Consider the following 19,859-nt stretch of genomic DNA (forward strand, 5'->3'; position numbering starts at 1 on the left):
ATCGCGGGCAAGCCACGCTCCCACAGGTTTTGTGTCGGGCATGGCTTGTCCGTTTTGTATTCGGGGTTTTAAGGATGAATTAAGTTGCGGTGGTTAACCTGAGCCCACTTCAACGAACAACCCAAGGAATGAGCCGATGAAAACTTTGACTGCCCTGTTTACCGCCGCTGCCCTGACCCTGACTGCTGGCCTGGCCCAGGCCGATGTGCGCGTCGACCAGATCCCTGAGCTGGTCAAATCCGGCAAGATCAAGTCGCTGGAATCGATGAATGCCGAAGCGCTGAAACTGCATCCGGGTGCGACCATTACCGACACCGATCTGGATAACCACTTCAACGGTTACGAGTACGAAGTCGAGCTGAAAACCGCCGATGGCAAAGAGTATGACGTCGATTTCGATGCCACTACCGGCAAGGTGCTGAGCAACAAGCAAGACACCTGATACACCGCCAACGCAAAGCCGCACGATCCCGGATCCTGCGGCTTTTTTGCGTCCGTTGCCCGGCGAATCACGCGGATGCCGCCTGAAGGGATGCCAAAACCGCCATCAGACGGCTAGTATGGCGACCATCAGATAAACAATTGCAGCCGAGAGCGATGGGCATGGGGCAGACAGCGGCAACAGACATCGCAACGATCGGACGGATCAGCGCGGTTCCGGCGATTCTTCAGGTGATTCGCGAACTGACCGGCCTGCGCTTTGCCGCTGTGGCGCGGGTTACCGAGGAGTCGTGGACAGCCTGCGCCGTCCTCGACCAGCTGGATTTCGGCCTGCAGGTCGGTGGCGAACTGGATGTGGTCACCACGCTGTGCCACGAAATCCGCGCTGCCCACACTTCGGTGGTGATCGACAAGGCCAGCGAAGACCCGCTCTACCGCGATCATCACACCCCGCGTCTGTACAAATTCGAGAGCTATATCTCGGTGCCGGTGTTCCGCACCGACGGGCGGTTTTTCGGCACGATCTGCGCACTCGATCCGAACCCGGCACAGCTCAAGTCCAGCAGCATCCAGAGCACCATGGAGTCGTTCGCGCGGATGCTTGCGTTGCAGATCGAAGCCGAGGAAAACGCGCAGCTCACCGAAACCGCGTTGTTGCAGGAGCGCGAAACCGCCGAGTTGCGCGAACAGTTCATTGCCGTGCTCGGCCACGATTTGCGTAACCCGTTGTTCGCGATCAGCGCTGGCGCCGAAATGCTCTTGCGCAAGCATCCGGATCCGGCCATCGACGTTCGGGTACGCAATATCCTCGGCAGTGCGCAACGGGCAACCCGGCTGGTGGATGACGTACTCGACTTTGCTCGCGGACGCTTGGGCAAGGGCATTCCGGTGAATATCCAGCCCTGCGCGGATTTGACCGAAGCCGTGCAGCAAGTGGTGACGGAAATTCGTAACGTGCATCCGCAGCGCACCATTCACGCGTCCATCGGCGACTTGCAGGGCTTGCCCTGTGACCGCGCGCGGATCGCTCAATTGCTGTCGAACCTGCTGGCCAATGCGGTGGCCCATGGCGACCCGGCGGGTGACATTGAGGTCATTGCGCAAGTCGAGCACGACGTGTTGATGCTGGCGGTGAAGAATCAGGGGCATATTCCCGAGGCGGTTTTGCCGCATCTGTTCCAGCCTTACTCGCGCCCAAGCGCCAGCACGCCACAGGCCGGGCTCGGTCTGGGGCTGTATATCGCCAGTCAGATCGCCCAGTCCCATGGCGGGCATTTGCATGTGGCGTCCACCGCACAGAGCGGCACGCTGTTCACCTTCAGCCTGCCCACTGCCTGAAACACCACAAACTCAAATCCACCACAGATCCCTGTGGGAGCGAGCCTGCTCGCGAAAGCGGTCTGTCTGCCACATTTGAGGCGACTGGCACTGCGCCTTCGCGAGCAGGCTCGCTCCCACATTGGACCTTCAGTGCTCTTGAGAAATCAGGCCGACGTGCTGACCAACGACCCCGAGCTGCTCGACCCGGAGTCCTGCAACGCCTGCAACAAAGCCGCCGTCGCCGTCTGCAACGAAGCCGAGGTGCTGGAGATCTGCGACTCGGCGGAGGCCACGTCAGCCGCTTTGGCATCAGCGTCTTCCTGCTTGGCCTGAGCCGCTTGCAGCGCTTGCTGCTGCTCCTGCAATTGCTTTTGCAGCTCGGCGATCTGCTTGCGCAGTGCTTTCACCGAATCCGATTCACCGCTGCTGTCGGAACTGCTGTCGCCTGCCGGAGCCGCGCCCCCGCCGGCCGAGACTTTGCTGGTATCGGCGCTGACGCCTGCGCTGCTGGTTGCAGTGGCCGAGGTGTCGTCACTGGCGTCGCTGATTTTGGTTTTGCTGGTGGCGGTGGTGACGGTCTGATTGATTGAAACAGAGGTGATGCTGACCATGGGCTGGCTCCAATGCCGGTTATAGATAACCGGCCATCGGCGGCACTCGCACGGATTTGAGATCGACTGTGTACCGACTCGGTAACCGAACCGGTACACGTCGGCGGACGTCAGGCGCTCAGGCGCGCGGTGACCTCATTGAGTTGCCCGGACAGGCCATGCAGATTCTGGCTGGCACTTTCGGTGCGCTGCACGCTGTTGAGGTTGGTGCTGGCGATGGACGTGATCTCGGTCAGGTTGCGCGAGATGTCTTCGGCCACCGAGGTCTGCTCTTCGGCGGCGGTGGCGATCTGGCGGTTCATGTCGCGGATCGCTTCCACCGCATGGGTGATGCGCTCCAGCATCGCACCGGCCTGAGTCACTTGCTCGACGCTTTCGTCGCTGCGCGCCTGACCGCTTTCGATCGCTTGCGCAGCATCCACGGCACCGGTCTGCACGTTCTGAATGATCTGGTTGATCTCGATGATCGACTCGGCCGTACGCTGCGCAAGGTTGCGCACCTCATCGGCTACCACCGCGAAACCGCGTCCGGCCTCACCGGCCCGCGCCGCTTCAATCGCTGCGTTGAGCGCCAGCAGGTTGGTCTGTTCGGCGATGCCGCGAATCACTTCCAGCACCTTGCCGATGCGCCCGCTGTCGCTTTCCAGGCGACGAATCACTTCAGCGGTGTTGGCGATTTCGCCACGCATCCGGGTGATGGTGTGGATGGTGCCCTGCATAACCTTTTCACCCTGCTGGGCGGACTGGTCGGCATCGTCGGCAGCCCGCGCCGCATCCGCCGCATGCCGGGCGACTTCCTGGGCGGTGGCGGACATTTCGTTCATTGCCGTGGCCACCTGATCGGTGCGGTTGAACTGCTCGTTGGTGCCGCCGGCCATGGTCGTGGCGATCGCATTCAGTTCGCCGCTGGCGCTGTCCAGATCACTGGCACTGCGTTGCAGGTGAGTGAAGGTTTCGGCGAGGAAATCGCGCAGGGTATTGGCGGCGGCCGCAAGGTTGCCCAACTCGTCCTGACGGTCGTTGGCGACGCGCTCGGCGAGGCGCCCACGGCTCAACTGGGTGACGTAATCGATCAGTTTGCGGATCGGTTCGATCAGGTTGCGGTTGACCAGCCACAGGCTGAGCAAACCGATCAACAGACCGGAACCGAGCATCACTACAATCCCCAGCAGCACGGTGCTGTCGGCACTGGCGCTGATCTGCGCCGACTGTTCGGTGCCCTGCTTGCGCAGCTCGGCGACCAGTTCGCTCATCTGATCGCTGGTGGCGCGGTCCACGCCTTTGACCGCACTGTCGCCAGCCGTTGGATCGGCACCGGCCGCGACGTAGGCATCGCGACCTTTCTGGTAGGCGCTGCCGAGTTGGCGATGCTCTTCACGCAGACGTTCGATGCGGGTTTTCAGCGCCGGCTCAAGGCCTTTCTGGCCGGCCAGTTCACCGAGAATGCTCTGCACATCACGCTGACGATCTTCGAACTGGCTCCAGTATTTGGCCAGGTCCGCCGGTTGCTTGCCGCGCAGCAAGACGTTTTTCCACTCCTGCACCTGCACCTTGAATTGCAGGTTGGCCTCGTCGATCAATTGTGAGGTATGCAAGGGGCCGGCGATCAACTGGCTGTAGTTCTGCACGCCGTTGGACAGGAAATGAAAGCAGGCCAGTGCGATCAACAGCATCGCCAGCAGGCTGCCGCTCAGCAGGGCGAGAATTTGTGCTCTCAGGGATTTTTGCAGCATCGCGAGATACTCAGGACAGGGATGAGGCACGCCCGATAAGGCGTGGAATTTTGCCGGACATCCGTGTCGGCGAGCCTTGGCTCATGGCCAAGCGCGCGCAACGTAACCCAAGCGTGATCGGCGCACCAGAGCGCTTCTTGAAGGAAATCCGACCGCCGGTAAGGCATTGATCTGGCGCCACTTTATCGTCACACAAGTGTCATATCCGGTTGCGATGATGCGGCTCAGGTGAATCTGAAAACTCCACGCCAGACGCCCTCCTCGCAGCGAGCCTCCATGAACCACAGCCTCGACCTCAGTCATCGCGATCCTGATTTGTTCGGTCTGCTTTACGGCTTCCGTTTTCGTCCTGGTGAGCGTGGCCGCGAAGTCGATTCGGCGACCGCCCTGCGTTGTCTGCAAGACGACAGCGACCGTGATGAATTCCTCTGGCTGCACCTGAACCTGGCGCACGCCGCGTGTGAGCGCTGGATGAAAAGTCATCTGCAATTGCCCGAAGAGTTCTTCGAGGCGCTGCACGAAGGTTCGCGCTCGACGCGCATCGAGCACGTGGACTCGGCGTTGCTGGCAGTGGTCAACGACGTGGTGTTCAACCTCAGCAGCATGGTGTCTTCGGACGTGTCGACGCTGTGGGTCTGTGTGCGCAGCAAACTGATCGTCAGCGCACGCCTGCAACCGCTGCACTCGGTGGACAAACTGCGTTCGTCGGTGAAGGCCGGCGAATGCTTTCGCTCACCGTCGGAACTGCTGGTGCACCTGCTGCGCGATCAGGGCGAAGTGCTGACGCAGATCGTGCGCAAGACCAGCATGAGCGTCGATCAGGTCGAAGACGAATTACTCTCCTCGCGCCTGTCGACCAACCGCGCCGAACTCGGTGCCAACCGTCGGGTGCTGGTGCGCCTGCAACGTCTGCTGGCGCTGGAGCCGGGCTCCTTGCTGCGCCTGCTCAACCGGCCGCCGGCGTGGCTGCAGAAGGAGGACGTCAAGGAGCTGCGCAAGTCCACCGAGGAATTTGCGCTGATCATCAACGACCTCACCGCCCTCGGCGAGCGGATCAAACTGCTCCAGGAAGAAATCGCCGCCAACCTCAACGAACAGAGCAACCGCACGCTGTTCACCCTGACCGTGGTCACGGTGCTGGCGCTGCCGATCAACATCATCGCCGGCTTCTTCGGCATGAACGTCGGCGGCGTGCCGCTGGCGACGGATCCCGAGGGGTTCTGGATTCTGGTGGCGCTGGTGGCGACGTTTACCGTGATTGCCGGGCGCTGGGCGTTTCGCAAGCGTGGGGATTACTGACCACCGAACCTGATGTCCAGCACAGATCCCCTGTGGGAGCGAGCCTGCTCGCGAAAGCGATCTGTCATTCAACAATGATGGTGACTGACACGCCGTCTTCGCGAGCAGGCTCGCTCCCACAGGGGACCTCATTGACCTACAGATCGGTGGTCTGGTTATTCAGCCAAACACTGATCTATCGCAGTCTCTCTGTAATATTTAGCAACGATCATGACGAACAAACCTTCCCTCGCTCAGGATTGTCCGTTCATGGCTACTCCCTCCCTGACCGCCGCCCGCCCCACGTCCGCCCATGGCGGCCGGCCGGCACTTGATAAGAAACCCGGCCCGTTCACTTACGTGGTGTTCTTCGCGGTTCTTGCCATGGGCATGTTGTTCACCGCTTACAGCCTGATGCACGACATGCATGAGCTGGGCACCACCGTCACCACCTGGACCCCGTTCCTGTTGCTCGGCGTGGCGTTGCTGATTGCGCTGGGCTTCGAGTTCGTCAACGGTTTCCACGACACCGCCAACGCCGTCGCGACGGTGATCTACACCCATTCGCTGCCGCCGAACGTGGCGGTGGTCTGGTCGGGCTTCTTCAATTTCCTCGGGGTGCTGCTGTCCAGCGGCGCGGTGGCGTTCGGCATCATCGCCCTGCTGCCGGTGGAGCTGATTCTGCAGGTCGGTTCGTCCGCCGGTTTCGCGATGATCTTTGCCCTGCTGATCGCGGCAATTCTGTGGAACCTCGGCACCTGGTGGCTGGGCCTGCCGGCCTCCTCTTCCCACACGCTGATTGGCTCGATCATCGGCGTCGGCGTCGCCAATGCCCTGATGCACGGGCGCGACGGCACCAGTGGCGTGGACTGGGCGCAGGCCACCAAGATCGGTTACGCGCTGTTGCTGTCGCCACTGGTGGGCTTCGGCTGCGCGGCGCTGTTGCTGCTGGCCATGCGCGCCTTCATCAAGAACCGCGCGCTGTACAAGGCGCCGCAAGGCAACAACCCGCCACCGTGGTGGATTCGCGGTTTGCTGATCGCCACCTGCACCGGTGTGTCTTTCGCCCACGGCTCCAACGACGGGCAAAAAGGCATGGGCCTGATCATGTTGATTCTGGTCGGCACTCTGCCCATGGCTTACGCCTTGAACCGCACCATGCCCGCCGATCAGGCGCTGCAGTTTGCCGCTGTCGCCGAAGTCACTCAGCAAGCGCTGGTGAAAAACACCCCGCTGCCAGCGCCGGTCGATCCGCGTCCGGTGCTGTCGGATTACGTTCGCAGCAAGCAAGCCACGCCGCAACTGATCCCCGCCCTCGCCGCCCTCACCGGGCACATTGGCGAAGAGGTCAAAGGCTATGGTTCGCTGTCGAAAGTCCCGGCCGAAGCCATGGGCAACGTGCGTAACGACATGTACCTGGCCAGCGAAAGCATTCGCCTGATGGAGAAGAACAAGGTCGGCAACTTCGACGCCGACACCACGGACAAACTGCAGCTGTTCAAGCAGCAGATCGACAACGCCACACGCTTCATTCCACTGTGGGTGAAGATCGCCGTGGCCATCGCCTTGGGGCTGGGGACCATGGTTGGCTGGAAACGGATTGTGGTGACGGTCGGCGAAAAGATCGGCAAGACCCACCTGACCTACGCCCAGGGCGCCTCGGCGGAAACCGTGGCGATGCTGACCATTGGCGCGGCGGACATGTTCGGTTTGCCGGTCTCGACCACCCATGTGCTGTCATCGGGCGTGGCCGGGACCATGGTCGCCAATGGCGGTGGCTTGCAGATGAAGACCATCCGCAATCTGCTGATGGCGTGGGTGCTGACCTTGCCGGCGGCGATTCTGCTGTCGGGCAGCCTGTACTGGCTGTTCACCCAAATCTTCTGATCCCCACAAATCCTCTGTAGGAGCTGCGGCACGCTGCGATCTTTTGATCTTGTTTTTTACAAGCAAAATCAAAAGATCGCAGCGTGCCGCAGCGCCTACAGGTGAAGTCGGTCAGAGCGTCGAGCGGATGACCTCCCCCAACCACTCCATGAACACCCGCACCCGCAGCGGCAAATGCCGTTGCCGCGCATACAGGATTGCAATGCCCATCGCCGGTGCCGTGAACTGCGGCAGCACCGTCACCAGCTCCCCGGTGTCCAGGTGCGGCTGCATGCCGGTGCGCGGTACCTGAATCAGGCCGAACCCGCCAAGACAGGCCGACTCATAGGCATCAGTGCTGTTGACCGTGACACTGCCGGCCATCGGCAGGCGCCGCACCTGACCGTCCTGTTCATACACAAACCCTTCCGAGCGCGAACCGAGCACGCCGACGTAATGCACCAGTCGATGCTGCGCCAGATCCTCCAGCGTCTGCGGCACGCCGTAGCGTTCAAGGTACGCCGGGCTGGCGCAGTTGATCATCGGGAAGTCGCCCAAGTGCCGCGCCACCACCGACTGATCCGGCTGCGCGCCGATGCGCACCACGCAATCGAAACCCTCGCTGAGCAGATCGACGCGGCGGTCGGTGCTGCTGATTTCCAGTTCCAGATTCGGGTGGCGGGCCATGAACTCCGGCAGCAGCGGCATGATCAGGCGTCGCGCGAGGATGTTCGGCATGTCGACACGAATCCGCCCGCTCAGCGACGCTGGATCCTGGCGAAACAGACCCTCGATCTCGTCCATGTGTGACAGCAGATCCTTGCTGCGTTCATACAGCACCAGACCGTCCTGCGTCGCCTGCACCTTGCGCGTGGTGCGTTGCAACAGGCGCGTGCCAAGCAGGCTTTCCAGCGCCTGCACATGCTCGGACACCGTCGAGCGCGGCAACCCGAGACTCTCGCCGGCCAGGGTGAAACTCGACAGTTCGCTGACCCGGACGAAGGTGCGCAGCAATTCCAGTTTGTTCATGAGGACACCCGTTGATTGTTCGGCTTAGCCGATCAGTGATTCCGGTTTCAGTCTGTTTATCACCCCACGGCGGATAAATAAACTTTTGCTCATCACCACTCACTGCAATCGAGGATTTCACATGAGCCGCAAAATCGCATTGATCACCGGCGCCAGCCGTGGCCTGGGCAAGAACGCCGCCCTGCACCTCGCCGCCGAAGGCGTGGACATCATCGGCACCTACAACAGCCGCGCCGATGAAGCCCAGGCGCTGGTGGCTGAACTGGAACAACGCGGCGCCAAAGCCGTGATGCTGCAACTGGATGTGGGCCGCAGCGACAGCTTTGCCGATTTCGCTTCGCGGGTTGAGCAGGCGTTGCAGCACTTTGATCGTCCGCGCTTCGACTTCCTGATCAACAACGCCGGGATTGGCGTGCACGCACTGTTCGCCGAGACCACCCCTGAACAGTTCGACCTGCTGATGAACATCCAGCTCAAAGGGCCGTTCTTCCTGACTCAGCAGCTGCTGCCGCTGATCAATGACGGTGGACGCATTATTAACATCTCCAGCGGCCTGACCCGCTTCAGCCTGCCGGGCTACGCCGCCTACGCAGCGATGAAAGGTGCGATGGAAGTGTTGACCCGCTATCAGGCCAAGGAGCTGGGGGCGCGGCAGATCGGCGTGAACATTCTGGCGCCGGGCGCCATCGAGACGGACTTTGGCGGCGGCGCGGTGCGCGACAACGCCGCGTTGAACGCGATGGTTGCGAGCAATACCGCACTGGGTCGCGCCGGGCAACCGGATGACATCGGTGGCGCGCTGTCGATGCTGCTGGCGCCGGGTGCGCAGTGGATCAACGGGCAGCGGGTTGAGGCGTCGGGCGGGATGTTTCTCTAACCCCCCCCCGACTCACTAAAAACTTTCTTGGTGAGAGCCTCTGTGGCGAGGGGATTTATCCCCGATGGACTGCGCAGCAGGCCCTTCTTTTCTGGATAAAAAGAAGGGCCGCTACGCGCCCCATCGGGGATAAATCCCCTCGCCACAGGTTTTACATTCGCCACAGGTTGTGGTTATCCCGCGCATACCCGGCGGGTCACAAACCGCTCGCGCAGCACGTCATACCCCCAGTGATACACATAGGTGTACGGCAGGAAAAACAGCAGCACGCCGATGTCCAGCAAGAACGCCTGCCACAGGCTGACCGACAGCCACCAGGCAATCAGCGGCACGCCCATCACGATCAACCCGCCCTCAAACAGCAGCGCATGGATCACCCGCGTCCAGGCGTTGTGCCCCAGGTTCAGGCGCTTGAGCGCCCGGTCGAAGAGTCCGTTGAACAGCACGTTCCACGCCAGCGCCAGCACGGCGATCAGCACGGTCACCGCGCCCATGTCGAGCAACGGTTTTTGCATGATCCACGCCAGCAACGGTGTGCAGATCAGGATCGCCAGACACTCGAAACCGATGGCCTGGAAGATACATTCAGTGATGGATTTGTTGGCAGTCATGGCCTGACTCCTTGAGTGAAGAGGGTTGCCATGATCCGCCCTCAAACCGATACTTCATAACCAATAACCATCGACCAAGGCGATAGTTCATGGCTTCGCAGGAAGTGCTGTTGGCGTTTGTGCAAGCGGCCACTCAGGGTTCGTTTTCGGCGGCGGCGCGCAAACTGGGGCGCAGTCAGTCGACCATAAGCACCGCTGTGGCCAGCCTGGAAATCGATCTGGATCTGATGCTGTTCGACCGCAGCAGCCGCAAACCGACCCTGACCCCGGCCGGCCATGTGATGCTGCAACGGGCCGAGGCGATTCTGGCGGCCAACCATCGTATGGCAATGAGCGCCCGGCAACTGGCCCAAGGTGTCGAGCCGAAGCTGACCGTGGCGATTTCCGACACCTATCAATCGGCACGCTTCGAAGCGGCGCTGGTCGACTTCGAGCAGCGTTACCCGGACCTGGAACTGGAATGCCTGATCGCCGAGTGCGACGACCTGATCGAACTGGTCCAGCGTGGCCGCGCGCACCTGGCATTTGCCGAAATGCGCGACAGCTACCCGCCGGACCTGGTGACCTCGACCGTGGCCGAGCACACCGACATCGCACTGTTCGTCAAACGTGACCACGTGCTGACCAGCCTCGAACAGGTCGATCAGCAGGTGCTGGAGCAGCATCGCGAGTTGCGTCTGGCAACCATCGTCAATCCCTACGACAGCCGCGCCAAAGGCCGGGTGTGGTCGGCGCCGAGTTACCTGATGCTGATGGAGATGGCGGAAATGGGCTTCGGCTGGGCGGGGTTGCCACGCTGGCTGGTGGGGCGTTTCGGCAATGGCTCGCTGGTGGAGCTGACGGTGCGTGGCTGGCCACGGCCGGTGTATGTCGATGCGTTGTGGTCGCGGGTCTATCCGCCGGGGCCGGCGGGGAGCTGGTTGCTGAGCAAGATGCTGGAATAGCAGCGCCGCCAATCGCTGGCAAGCCAGCTCCCACAAGTACCGAGGTGTTCATTAACTTTGTGCACGCCGCACAAATACTGAGGTGTTCATTAACTTTGTGTACGGCGCAGACACTGTGGGAGCTGGCTTGCCAGCGATGAGGCCGGCACTGCCAATGAATTCCCCGGATCAATCCAGTTCGCTCAGCCGCCCCTCGATAAACCGCCGCTCCGGCTCCTGCCGGGTCAGCTCCAGTGCTCGCCGATACGCCGCCCGCGCCTGCTCTACCCGACCCAACTGCCGACAAAATTCCGCCCGCGCCGAATGCGCGAGGTGGTAATCCTGCAATTCGCCGCGATCCAGAATCCCTTCGATCAGCGTCAGCCCGGCCACCGCCCCATCACGCTTGGCCACCGCCACGGCGCGGTTCAATTCGATCACCGGCGACGGCACTGCGCGCAACAGCACGTCGTAGAGGCCAACGATCTGCTGCCAATCCGTTTGCGCCGCTGACGGCGCTTCGGCATGCACCGCAGCAATCGCCGCTTGCAGGCAATACGGACCGAATCGTCGCGTACTCAGCGCGCGTTCGATCAGCCTGCAACCTTCGGCAATCAGCCCGGCATCCCAGCGCGAGCGGTCCTGGTCGTCCAGCAGAATCAGTTCCCCGCTTGGCGAGCTGCGCGCAGACCGTCGCGACTCGTGCAGCAGCATCAATGCCAACAACCCCATGACCTCCGGCTCCGGCAGCAATTCCATCAGCAACCGCCCGAGCCGGATCGCCTCACGGGTCAGATCCTCGCGGGTCAATTCAGCGCCCATCGATGCCGAATAGCCTTCGTTGAACACCAGATAAATCACCCGCAACACACTGTCGAGGCGCTCGGGCAGCTCGCTCAGGCTCGGCACTTGATAAGGGATTCTGGCGTCGCGAATCTTCGCCTTCGCGCGCACGATGCGCTGAGCAATCGCCGCCGGAGCCGAAAGAAACGCGCGGGCGATTTCCTCGGTGGTCAGGTCGCAGACTTCACGCAGGGTCAGCGGCACCTGCGCATCCGCCGCCAGTGCCGGGTGACAGCAGGTGAAGATCAGCCGCAAGCGGTCGTCTTCCACGTCTTCGCCACTCCAGTCGGCCTGTTCCAGTGCTTCGAGCTGCGCGAGCAACAGCGGCTGCGAGGCCTTGAAGCGGGCGCGGCGGCGCAACACATCGATGGCCTTGAAACGCCCGGTGGACACCAGCCAGGTGCGCGGATTGTCGGGCACACCGTCGCGCTGCCAGCGCTCGACCGCGACGAAGAACGCCTCGTGCAAGGCTTCTTCGGCGAGATCGAAATCGCCGAGCAGGCGAATCAGGGTTGCCAGAATCCGCCGCGAGTCTTCGCGATAGACCTGCTCGACCCGCGCCCGGACTTCAGACATTCAACTGCCGCACCGGGCGCACTTCGACGCTGCCGACCCGGGCCGCCGGAATGTGGCCGGCGACCTGAATTGCTTCGTTCAGATCCTTGGCATCGATCAGGTAAAACCCGGCCAGTTGCTCCTTGGTTTCAGCGAACGGGCCATCGGTAATCGACAGTTTGCCGTTGCGCATGCGCACCGTGGTCGCGGTCTGCACCGACTCCAGCGCTTCGGCGGCAACCATCCGCCCGCTGCCCTGAATCGACTCGGCATAGGCCCAGCACTCGGCGTCTTCCGGGCTGTCGGGCGAGGTGTGCAGCAGGCGCTCATCGCTGTAGACCAGGCATAAATACTTCATGGCGTTCTCCTGAATCGAACGGATCAACTATGGCTGAAGATCAGGGTTGCACATCGAACAGCGTGCTGCCGCTCATCGGATCGAACGGCGCCGACCAGTGCTCGTGGACAATCTTCCACGTCCCGTTCACTGGTCGATAACACGCGGTAGCGCGCATCCAGCAGCTCTGGGTTTCGCCCTTGTCGTTGGTCCCCCCGCAATGCGTGACCCAATGGGCGAAAGCGAGGTTGTCGGCGGTCTCGATGGCGATCTCGTGAAACTCGAAAACGTGCGGGCCGGGGCACATTTGCATGCAGGCTTCCCAGTGCGCGCGATAAGCCGCCTTGCCCTTGAATTGCAGGGCCTTGATCGCATCGAACGAGACGATGTCGTCAGCGTACAACGCCATGACTTTGTCGACGTTCTTGGTCATCACCGCTTCGCGATAAGTGTTGATCAGGGCCTGGATTTCAGTGTGTGCGCTCATGGTGTTCTCCGTAGTTTATGTAGTGAAGACACCCTTAGTCGTTCGGCCATCGGGCAGATCGACAGTCGAAACAAAAAATTTCCGCCAAAGACAAAATCGCTAGAATCCGAAGCTCACCTTTGTAGGAAAAAGGAAATTCCCGTGCCAGCCCAACTCGTGCCGTACGACAGCCTGAACGCCTTGCAGCGTCAGCAGGTCGAGGCGATTGAAATCCATCCCGAACAGATCAAGTTTTCCGGCGACATTCACGGTGCGCTGCACACGCTGCTGTCCAAACCTGGCCCCGGCGTGAAAGGCTTTGCCCTGCTGGCCGATCAAGTGCCGGTGGCGTTCCTGCTGCTCAAGCGCCCGCCGGTGTTGCCGGCCTGGGCCGATGAACACAGCGCCACCCTGCACGCCTTGCAGGTCGATCACCGCGCGCAAGGCAAGGGGTATGGCAAGGCCTGCCTGCAAGCGTTGCCCGACGTCGCGCGTGAAGCATGGCCGGAGATCAAAGGGCTGGAACTGTCGGTGGATGCCGATAACGACGCGGCGATCGCGCTGTACGCCAAACACGGTTTCGTCGACAGCGGCGAAGCGTACAAGGGCCGGATCGGTTACGAGCGGCGCATGGGGCTGTTTTTCTAAATCATCGAGGGATGCACGATGATCGATTCAATCGAAGCACTGGAAGCTATTTACGGCCTGCCCCACGAGCGCGCGGTGCGCAAGCAGATCGGTTTTCTCAACGAGGATTATCAGGCGATGGTGCGGGTCTCGCCGCTGGTGATCGTCAGCTCGGTGGGCGCCGACGGCCTCGACAATTCGCCACGCGGCGATGCGCCGGGATTTGTCCGGATCATTGACCAAAACACCCTGGCGCTGCCGGATCGCCCGGGCAACAACCGCATCGATACCTTGCGCAATGTGCTGCAGGATCCACGGGTGTCGCTGCTGTTCATCATTCCGGGGATCGGCGAAACCTTGCGGGTCAACGGCACCGCGACCATCAGCGCCGATCCTGAGCTGCTGGATAGCTTTGCGGTGAACGGCAAACCGGCGAAAACGGTGTTGCTGGTGACGGTAGAGGCGGCGTTTTTCCATTGTTCGAAAGCATTTGTGCGTTCGGACGCGTGGAACCCCGAGACTCACCTGCCGCGCTCGGCGCTGCCCTCTGCCGGCGCATTTCACAAGCGTCTGAATGATGGGCAGTTTGATGCCGAGACGTACGATCGCGAAGCGCCGAAGCGGGTAATCGACACCCTTTACTAAACGGGGAATTGCAAACACCGCTAGAACCTGTGGGAGCTGGCTTGCCAGCGATGGCGTCGGCGCATCAAACATTGATGTCGACTGACCCACCGCTATCGCTGGCAAGCCAGCTCCCACAGGTTATGTGCGATGCCTTACAAAGTGAGGATCATCTCGTGCCACGCCATCCCGCCATGGTCGGACTCCGACGGCTTGATGTAGGCAAAACCAAACCCGGCGTACAACGGAATGTGCTGTTCCTTGCACATCAGGTGAATCGTCGCTTTATGCAGCCCGCGCATGCGCTCGATGAATTCGGCCATCAATCGCTTGGCCAGGCCCTGCCCTTGATAGTCCGGATGTACCACCACCGACATGATCACCACGTTCGGCCCTTTCGGGTCGTGGCCGATCAGTTCCTTGAACGCCTCGTCGGACATCTGCACGTCAAACGCCGCGCCCGAATTGATGAACCCGGCGACCACGCCCTCCACTTCGGCGACGATAAAACCCTCCGGCCAGGTGGCGATGCGCGTGGCGATCTTTTCACGAGTGGCGGCTTCATCGCCTTCGTAGGCAACGGTTTCGATGGCGTAGCAGCGGTCCAGGTCGGCGGCGGTGACATGGCGGATGACGGTGTTCATGGCAGCTCGAAAATCAGCGGAGAAAAGTGCGCAAAGCATAAAGGAATAAGGTGTGCATATCGATCCGCGCGGGGGGCGTAAAGCCTGCGTATAAGCGCTTTTCTTCGCGCCGGTGACAGGCTATTCCTGCGGTGTGTCTCTGATCATCCTTGGGGGTAACCGCTTATGAGCAGCGTTGAAATCGGCCTGTTGATGGTGTTGGGCATCAGTACGTTCGGCTTTATCACCTTGGGCATCGACCTGTTGCGGGCGCGACGGCTGGGCAAGGGCAAGCGCGGTTGAACAACATGAGGCGGATCAGTGATCCGCCTCATCGTCATGGTTCAGGCTTTGGTGTCGACCGGCACGCAGATTTCCAGTTTGCCGGTGTGCAGTCGCGGATTGAAATCGGCGCTGTAGCGCTCCAGCTCCGGGGCGTTGAGCTCCACATAGTGGGAGGTCGGCAGCCAGGTCTTGTAGATGTATTGCAGGGTTTGCGGTAACTCATCGAGCGGTCCCTTGTGCTCGAACACGGCGTACTGACGAGGCAGCACTTCGACCCACTGATAGACCTTCTGGTCGAGGTCGTCGAGCTTGCTGATTTCCACCCCGGCGATGTAATCGAAGCCACCTTGGTCGTCGAAATTGCTGCAAACGCCGTAGGTCACTTCGTTTTTTTGTCCCTGTATCTTTCCCAGGTGCGGCAAGAACTTTTCCCACAGCGTGGGGATGTGCTTGGCGGTGTCTTGGGTAAATCGCCCACGAAATCCTGCGATCAGCAGGAAGTGTCCATGTTCGAAGCGAGGTTCAGCCACTTCGACGCGTTTTTGCTCATCCATGACTCGACTCCTGGAACAAAAGAGGGGTTCGGCTGCTGAGTATAGAAGCCAAACCCGATTCGCAATGTCACAAGGCGTGCAACTGGTCGGCAGCCCCTGAGCCAACGAACTCGTTATAACCGGATACGATCACGTACACCGCGAAATAGCAGAAGATCGCTGCCGATGCCATGTAGGAGTAGCGCAACAGCTTGTCGCCGAGCAACTTGCCGCCGTGGCTCGCGGCGAAGCACAGCCCGGCCGACCACAGCAGCCCGGCGCACAGGAAGCCGCCGAGGAACAGCACCGAACTTACAGGGCCACCGCCACCGGAACGGGCGATCAGGGTGCCGCCCACCGCGGCGAACCAGAGAATCGCGCTCGGTGAAGACATGGCGAGGAAAATCCCGCGAAAGAACTCCTTGCGATGCGAGTTCTGCCCCACCTCCGCCGTCGCCGCCAGCTGCGCTTCGTGATGAATCGCCGAATAGATCATCTTCGCCGCAAAGTAGACCAGCAGCGCCGACCCGCCGATCCACAACACCCATCGCACGCTTTCGTACTGCAGCAACACGGTCATCCCGGCCAGCGCCAGCACCGCGTAGATCAGGTCGCCGACGCAGGTGCCGAGGCCCAGCGCGAAGCCCTGAAAGTAACCGCGCTGCATCGCCAGGGTGATCATTGCGATGTTGGCTACGCCGATGTCCAGGCACAGCGAAAGGCTCAGCAAGAAGCCGCTGGTGAATTCCATCTACCGATTTCCTTGGGAAAAATTTGTTTACATGCAGGCTGGACAGTCTGCCATCACAGCCCTTATCTTCCGCCACAGGTCACCGCAGTGACCAGCGTCGCTCGGACGGTTCCGGGCGCTTACGTTATCCGAGGCAACAATGGCTGAACAAGGTTCGCCGCGCCGCTTTGCGCGCATTGATCGACTCCCCCCTTACGTTTTCAACATCACCGCCGAGCTGAAGATGGCCGCGCGGCGCCGTGGTGAAGACATCATCGACTTGAGCATGGGCAACCCCGACGGGGCCACGCCGCCGCACATCGTCGAAAAACTGGTACAAGTTGCCCAACGTGAAGACACCCACGGTTACTCCACGTCCAAGGGCATTCCGCGCCTGCGCAGGGCGATTTCCAACTGGTACAAGGAACGCTACGCGGTCGACATCGACCCGGAAAGCGAAGCCATCGTCACCATCGGTTCCAAGGAAGGCCTGGCGCATTTGATGCTGGCGACCCTGGATCAGGGCGACACGGTACTGGTGCCGAACCCGAGCTACCCGATTCACATCTACGGCGCGGTGATTGCCGGTGCTCAGGTGCGTTCGGTGCCGCTGGTGCCCGGCGTAGATTTTTTCGCCGAGCTGGAACGGGCCATTCGCGGTTCGATCCCGAAGCCGAAGATGATGATCCTCGGTTTCCCGTCCAACCCCACCGCGCAGTGCGTGGAACTGGATTTCTTCGAACGGGTAATCGCCCTCGCCAAACAATACGACGTACTGGTGGTGCACGACCTGGCCTACGCCGACATCGTCTATGACGGCTGGAAAGCCCCGTCGATCATGCAGGTGCCCGGCGCCAAGGACATCGCGGTGGAGTTTTTCACCCTGTCCAAAAGCTACAACATGGCCGGCTGGCGTATCGGTTTCATGGTCGGCAACCCGGAACTGGTCAACGCCCTGGCGCGGATCAAGAGCTACCACGACTACGGCACTTTCACTCCGCTGCAAGTGGCGGCGATTGCTGCGCTGGAAGGCGATCAGCAATGTGTGCGTGACATCGCCGAACAGTATCGCCAGCGCCGTAACGTGCTGGTCAAAGGCCTGCACGAGCTGGGCTGGATGGTCGAGAATCCGAAGGCGTCGATGTATGTCTGGGCGAAGATTCCCGAGGCTTATGCGCATCTGGGCTCGCTGGAGTTTGCCAAGAAGCTGCTGGCCGAAGCGAAGGTCTGCGTCTCGCCGGGGGTGGGTTTTGGTGAGTATGGCGATGATCATGTGCGCTTCGCGCTGATCGAAAACCAGGACCGGATTCGGCAGGCAGTGCGCGGGATTCGCGGGATGTTCCGGGCGGATGGGTTAGCACCGAAAGCCGTCTGACGACACGTCACACTGTGGGAGCGGGCTTGCCCGCGAATGCGGCGGTTCAGACAACATTGATGTCGACTGACACGACGCCTTCGCGGGCAAGCCCGCTCCCACAGGGGTAATGTATTGAGCCTGATACCGTCGCCCACAAAAAAACCGCATCGCTGCGGTTTTTTTGTGTCTTGCGTTCGAGGTTAAACGAACAGCGACAGCAACAGAATGAAGCCCAGGCCCACCACCGACAGGATGGTTTCCATCGCTGTCCAGGTCTTGAACGTCTCGGCCACGGTCATGTTGAAGTACTGCTTCACCAGCCAGAAACCGGCGTCGTTCACATGGGACAGGATCAACGAACCGGCACCGGTGGCCAGCACCAGCAGTTCACGGTTGACGCCCGGAATCATCCCCACCACCGGCACCACGATGCCGGCGCCCGTGATGGTCGCCACGGTGGCCGAACCGGTGGCGATACGAATCACCGCCGCTACCAGCCATGCCAGCAGGATCGGAGAGATCTGCGCGCTGACCGCCATGTGGCCGATCACGTCGCCCACGCCGCTGGTCACCAGCATCTGCTTGAAGCCACCACCGGCACCGATGATCAGAATGATCGCGGCGGTCGGCGCCAGGCTTGCGTCCAGCCACTTGAGCATCTGCTGCGAACCGATGCCCTGCTTGTGACCGAAGGTATACAGCGACAGCAGCAAGGCCAGCAACAGTGCCGAGATCGGGTGGCCGATCATGTCCATCCAGGTGCGGAAGAAATGACCGTCCGGCAGCGCGACGTCAGCGAAGGTTTTCAGCAGCATCAGGAACACCGGCAGCAGCACAGTCACCAGGGTGATGCTGAAGCTCGGCAGGTTCTGCGAATCGGTTTCGCGGGCCAGTTGATCGACCAGTTCCTGATTCGGCGTGCCGGGAATGTGCTTGGCGATGAACGTACCGAAGATCGGGCCGGCGATGATGGCGGTCGGCAGCGCCACGATCAGTCCGTAAAGAATGGTCTTGCCGATGTCGGCACCAAACACGCCGATTGCCAGCAGCGGGCCCGGGTGCGGCGGCACCAGACCGTGTACCGCAGACAGACCGGCGAGCAGCGGGATACCGATCTTGATGATCGACACACCGGTACGCCGGGCAACGATGAACACCAGCGGAATCAGCAGCACGAAGCCGATTTCGAAGAACAGCGGAATACCGACCAGGAACGCGGCGAACATCATTGCCCACTGCACTTTGTCCTTGCCGAACGCGCGGATCAGGGTCTGCGCGATCTGATCGGCGCCACCGGATTCGGCCATCATTTTGCCGAGCATGGTGCCCAGCGCAAGGATGATGCCGACGAAACCGAGCACGCCACCGAAGCCGTCCTGGAACGCCTTGATGATGGTGCCGATCGGCATGCCGGACGTCAGGCCGAGGAACGCGGCCGCGATGGTCAGGGCGATGAAGGGGTGAATCTTGAATTTGGTGATCAGGATAATCAGACCGATTACCGTGACCACTGCATCGAGCAGCAGGTAGGCGTCGTGGGACATGCCAAACATTGGGGGTGTCTCCTGGCTTGTTGTTGTTATTAAAGCGGGTTAAACAGAATTCGTGAGGACAGCGCTAACTCTTTCAACACACTCATACCGCCTGTTTCAGACCATGAGCCTGCCACCAGACGTGCGCCTGGGCCGCCAGCTCTTCAACGCTGTGGATCGAAGCATTCAGTGCCAGGGTCAACGGCTCGCCGACCGGCGATTCGAGGGTGGCAAACTGGCTTTCGATCAACGTTGCCGGCATGAAATGGCCCGGGCGATGGGACACGCGGTCGGCAGCCACTTCTGGGGTCAGCTCAAGGAACACGAAGCCCAGGCCCGGCAAGGCACTGCGCAGCACTTCGCGATAACTGTGTTTAAGCGCCGAGCAGGTCAGCACCGGACGCTCGCCGAGTGCATCGACACGACGCAACTCAGCGCACAGGCTGTCGAGCCAGCCGGCACGGTCGTCGTCGTTCAAGGGGATCCCCGCGCTCATCTTTTCGATGTTGGCGGCCGGATGAAAAGTATCGCCTTCAATGGCAGTGGCGCCGCTCAATTGGCACAGGGCCTGGCTGACGCACGTCTTGCCGCAACCGGCAACGCCCATGATGACCAGGGCGGTGATGGGATGACTCATATAACACCTCAGCGCGCAGAC

The 19,859-nt window shown here is 61.1% G+C and carries 21 protein-coding genes and 1 pseudogene; 9 read left to right on the forward strand and 13 right to left on the reverse strand.

Features of this window, described 5'->3' with window-relative positions:
* The first annotated feature begins 136 nt into the window (after positions 1-136).
* On the forward strand, positions 137-442 hold the full coding sequence (locus AC193Q_RS13135) for a PepSY domain-containing protein (protein WP_041066459.1): 306 nt from the start codon (positions 137-139) through the stop codon (positions 440-442).
* A gap of 161 nt (positions 443-603) precedes the next feature.
* Positions 604-1,779 carry a GAF domain-containing sensor histidine kinase gene (locus tag AC193Q_RS13140; protein WP_121186778.1) on the forward strand — a complete coding sequence of 392 codons (1,176 nt, stop codon included), beginning with the start codon at positions 604-606 and terminating at the stop codon, positions 1,777-1,779.
* Positions 1,780-1,925: 146 nt separating this feature from the next.
* On the opposite strand, the gene AC193Q_RS13145 is transcribed toward AC193Q_RS13140, so the two are convergent.
* From AC193Q_RS13145 to AC193Q_RS13155, 3 genes and pseudogenes are all read right to left on the reverse strand, one after another.
* On the reverse strand, positions 1,926-2,372 hold the full coding sequence (locus AC193Q_RS13145; protein WP_483879606.1) for a hypothetical protein: 447 nt from the start codon (positions 2,370-2,372) through the stop codon (positions 1,926-1,928).
* Between the two features lie 110 nt (positions 2,373-2,482).
* Entirely contained in the window at positions 2,483-3,250 is a 768-nt protein-coding gene (locus AC193Q_RS13150) for a methyl-accepting chemotaxis protein (protein ID WP_446927513.1), read from the reverse strand.
* Between the two features lie 165 nt (positions 3,251-3,415).
* Positions 3,416-4,105: pseudogene (locus tag AC193Q_RS13155) on the reverse strand (methyl-accepting chemotaxis protein); the annotation flags it as partial.
* Between the two features lie 276 nt (positions 4,106-4,381).
* Here AC193Q_RS13155 and AC193Q_RS13160 point away from each other — a divergent pair.
* Both AC193Q_RS13160 and AC193Q_RS13165 read left to right on the forward strand, forming a co-directional pair.
* Positions 4,382-5,404, forward strand: a complete 1,023-nt coding sequence (locus tag AC193Q_RS13160) for a transporter (RefSeq protein WP_041066447.1) — start codon at positions 4,382-4,384, stop codon at positions 5,402-5,404.
* 249 nt (positions 5,405-5,653) lie between these two features.
* Positions 5,654-7,270, forward strand: a complete 1,617-nt coding sequence (locus AC193Q_RS13165) for an inorganic phosphate transporter (protein WP_047295902.1) — start codon at positions 5,654-5,656, stop codon at positions 7,268-7,270.
* A gap of 111 nt (positions 7,271-7,381) precedes the next feature.
* Here AC193Q_RS13165 and AC193Q_RS13170 read toward each other — a convergent pair whose 3' ends face one another.
* Positions 7,382-8,278 carry a LysR family transcriptional regulator gene (locus tag AC193Q_RS13170; protein ID WP_047295903.1) on the reverse strand — a complete coding sequence of 299 codons (897 nt, stop codon included), beginning with the start codon at positions 8,276-8,278 and terminating at the stop codon, positions 7,382-7,384.
* A gap of 121 nt (positions 8,279-8,399) precedes the next feature.
* Here AC193Q_RS13170 and AC193Q_RS13175 point away from each other — a divergent pair, with 121 nt between their 5' ends.
* Entirely contained in the window at positions 8,400-9,155 is a 756-nt protein-coding gene (locus AC193Q_RS13175) for an SDR family NAD(P)-dependent oxidoreductase (RefSeq protein ID WP_041066438.1), read from the forward strand.
* A 173-nt stretch (positions 9,156-9,328) separates the two neighbouring features.
* Here AC193Q_RS13175 and AC193Q_RS13180 read toward each other — a convergent pair whose 3' ends face one another.
* Complete coding sequence (locus AC193Q_RS13180; RefSeq protein WP_483879607.1) at positions 9,329-9,766, reverse strand: multidrug/biocide efflux PACE transporter; 438 nt, start codon at positions 9,764-9,766, stop codon at positions 9,329-9,331.
* An 89-nt stretch (positions 9,767-9,855) separates the two neighbouring features.
* Here AC193Q_RS13180 and AC193Q_RS13185 point away from each other — a divergent pair, with 89 nt between their 5' ends.
* On the forward strand, positions 9,856-10,710 hold the full coding sequence (locus tag AC193Q_RS13185) for a LysR family transcriptional regulator (protein ID WP_483879608.1): 855 nt from the start codon (positions 9,856-9,858) through the stop codon (positions 10,708-10,710).
* Between the two features lie 168 nt (positions 10,711-10,878).
* Here the strand turns inward: AC193Q_RS13185 and AC193Q_RS13190 are convergent, their stop codons facing one another.
* The 3 genes from AC193Q_RS13190 to AC193Q_RS13200 are packed head-to-tail and all read right to left on the reverse strand — an operon-like array spanning position 10,879 to position 12,911.
* Complete coding sequence (locus tag AC193Q_RS13190; protein WP_483879609.1) at positions 10,879-12,108, reverse strand: RNA polymerase sigma factor; 1,230 nt, start codon at positions 12,106-12,108, stop codon at positions 10,879-10,881.
* Positions 12,101-12,445, reverse strand: a complete 345-nt coding sequence (locus AC193Q_RS13195; protein WP_003227360.1) for a YciI family protein — start codon at positions 12,443-12,445, stop codon at positions 12,101-12,103. Before AC193Q_RS13195 ends, AC193Q_RS13190 begins: the two co-directional genes overlap by 8 nt.
* A 40-nt stretch (positions 12,446-12,485) precedes the next feature.
* A complete protein-coding gene (locus AC193Q_RS13200) occupies positions 12,486-12,911 on the reverse strand; it encodes a YybH family protein (protein WP_047295913.1) in 426 nt (141 codons plus the stop codon).
* Positions 12,912-13,052: 141 nt separating this feature from the next.
* Between AC193Q_RS13200 and AC193Q_RS13205 the strand changes: the two genes are divergently transcribed.
* The gene (locus tag AC193Q_RS13205) at positions 13,053-13,538 is read left to right on the forward strand and encodes a GNAT family N-acetyltransferase (protein WP_047295915.1); all 486 of its coding nucleotides are present in this window, start codon (positions 13,053-13,055) and stop codon (positions 13,536-13,538) included.
* Positions 13,539-13,556: 18 nt separating this feature from the next.
* Positions 13,557-14,162: a pyridoxamine 5'-phosphate oxidase family protein gene (locus tag AC193Q_RS13210; protein ID WP_182402127.1), complete on the forward strand. Its 606-nt coding sequence runs from the start codon at positions 13,557-13,559 to the stop codon at positions 14,160-14,162.
* A 134-nt stretch (positions 14,163-14,296) separates the two neighbouring features.
* Here AC193Q_RS13210 and AC193Q_RS13215 read toward each other — a convergent pair whose 3' ends face one another.
* The 3 genes from AC193Q_RS13215 to AC193Q_RS13225 form a co-directional block, all read right to left on the reverse strand.
* Positions 14,297-14,785, reverse strand: coding sequence for a GNAT family N-acetyltransferase (locus AC193Q_RS13215; protein WP_121186802.1), 489 nt, complete (start codon positions 14,783-14,785; stop codon positions 14,297-14,299).
* Between the two features lie 323 nt (positions 14,786-15,108).
* The gene (locus AC193Q_RS13220) at positions 15,109-15,603 is read right to left on the reverse strand and encodes a GyrI-like domain-containing protein (protein WP_121186804.1); all 495 of its coding nucleotides are present in this window, start codon (positions 15,601-15,603) and stop codon (positions 15,109-15,111) included.
* Between the two features lie 67 nt (positions 15,604-15,670).
* Positions 15,671-16,333: a LysE family translocator gene (locus tag AC193Q_RS13225; RefSeq protein WP_047295921.1), complete on the reverse strand. Its 663-nt coding sequence runs from the start codon at positions 16,331-16,333 to the stop codon at positions 15,671-15,673.
* Between the two features lie 139 nt (positions 16,334-16,472).
* Between AC193Q_RS13225 and alaC the strand changes: the two genes are divergently transcribed.
* Entirely contained in the window at positions 16,473-17,687 is a 1,215-nt protein-coding gene (alaC, locus tag AC193Q_RS13230) for an alanine transaminase (RefSeq protein ID WP_003227374.1), read from the forward strand.
* Positions 17,688-17,869: 182 nt separating this feature from the next.
* On the opposite strand, the gene AC193Q_RS13235 is transcribed toward alaC, so the two are convergent.
* The gene (locus AC193Q_RS13235; RefSeq protein WP_047295923.1) at positions 17,870-19,222 is read right to left on the reverse strand and encodes a GntP family permease; all 1,353 of its coding nucleotides are present in this window, start codon (positions 19,220-19,222) and stop codon (positions 17,870-17,872) included.
* Positions 19,223-19,304: 82 nt separating this feature from the next.
* Entirely contained in the window at positions 19,305-19,838 is a 534-nt protein-coding gene (locus tag AC193Q_RS13240; protein WP_047295925.1) for a gluconokinase, read from the reverse strand.
* Positions 19,839-19,859 lie beyond the last annotated feature (21 nt).

It is taken from the genome of Pseudomonas sp. F2 (assembly GCF_057174385.1).

Excerpts from the sequence above, each read along its gene's own strand:
- AC193Q_RS13135 (WP_041066459.1), top strand. The coding sequence starts at position 137 with ATGAAAACTTTGACTGCCCTGTTTACCGCCGCTGCCCTGACCCTGACT.
- AC193Q_RS13140 (WP_121186778.1), top strand. The coding sequence starts at position 604 with ATGGGGCAGACAGCGGCAACAGACATCGCAACGATCGGACGGATCAGC.
- AC193Q_RS13145 (WP_483879606.1), bottom strand. The coding sequence starts at position 2,372 with ATGGTCAGCATCACCTCTGTTTCAATCAATCAGACCGTCACCACCGCC.
- AC193Q_RS13150 (WP_446927513.1), bottom strand. The coding sequence starts at position 3,250 with ATGGCCGGCGGCACCAACGAGCAGTTCAACCGCACCGATCAGGTGGCC.
- AC193Q_RS13160 (WP_041066447.1), top strand. The coding sequence starts at position 4,382 with ATGAACCACAGCCTCGACCTCAGTCATCGCGATCCTGATTTGTTCGGT.
- AC193Q_RS13165 (WP_047295902.1), top strand. The coding sequence starts at position 5,654 with ATGGCTACTCCCTCCCTGACCGCCGCCCGCCCCACGTCCGCCCATGGC.
- AC193Q_RS13170 (WP_047295903.1), bottom strand. The coding sequence starts at position 8,278 with ATGAACAAACTGGAATTGCTGCGCACCTTCGTCCGGGTCAGCGAACTG.
- AC193Q_RS13175 (WP_041066438.1), top strand. The coding sequence starts at position 8,400 with ATGAGCCGCAAAATCGCATTGATCACCGGCGCCAGCCGTGGCCTGGGC.
- AC193Q_RS13180 (WP_483879607.1), bottom strand. The coding sequence starts at position 9,766 with ATGACTGCCAACAAATCCATCACTGAATGTATCTTCCAGGCCATCGGT.
- AC193Q_RS13185 (WP_483879608.1), top strand. The coding sequence starts at position 9,856 with ATGGCTTCGCAGGAAGTGCTGTTGGCGTTTGTGCAAGCGGCCACTCAG.
- AC193Q_RS13190 (WP_483879609.1), bottom strand. The coding sequence starts at position 12,108 with ATGTCTGAAGTCCGGGCGCGGGTCGAGCAGGTCTATCGCGAAGACTCG.
- AC193Q_RS13195 (WP_003227360.1), bottom strand. The coding sequence starts at position 12,445 with ATGAAGTATTTATGCCTGGTCTACAGCGATGAGCGCCTGCTGCACACC.
- AC193Q_RS13200 (WP_047295913.1), bottom strand. The coding sequence starts at position 12,911 with ATGAGCGCACACACTGAAATCCAGGCCCTGATCAACACTTATCGCGAA.
- AC193Q_RS13210 (WP_182402127.1), top strand. The coding sequence starts at position 13,557 with ATGATCGATTCAATCGAAGCACTGGAAGCTATTTACGGCCTGCCCCAC.
- AC193Q_RS13215 (WP_121186802.1), bottom strand. The coding sequence starts at position 14,785 with ATGAACACCGTCATCCGCCATGTCACCGCCGCCGACCTGGACCGCTGC.
- AC193Q_RS13220 (WP_121186804.1), bottom strand. The coding sequence starts at position 15,603 with ATGGATGAGCAAAAACGCGTCGAAGTGGCTGAACCTCGCTTCGAACAT.
- AC193Q_RS13225 (WP_047295921.1), bottom strand. The coding sequence starts at position 16,333 with ATGGAATTCACCAGCGGCTTCTTGCTGAGCCTTTCGCTGTGCCTGGAC.
- alaC (WP_003227374.1), top strand. The coding sequence starts at position 16,473 with ATGGCTGAACAAGGTTCGCCGCGCCGCTTTGCGCGCATTGATCGACTC.
- AC193Q_RS13235 (WP_047295923.1), bottom strand. The coding sequence starts at position 19,222 with ATGTTTGGCATGTCCCACGACGCCTACCTGCTGCTCGATGCAGTGGTC.
- AC193Q_RS13240 (WP_047295925.1), bottom strand. The coding sequence starts at position 19,838 with ATGAGTCATCCCATCACCGCCCTGGTCATCATGGGCGTTGCCGGTTGC.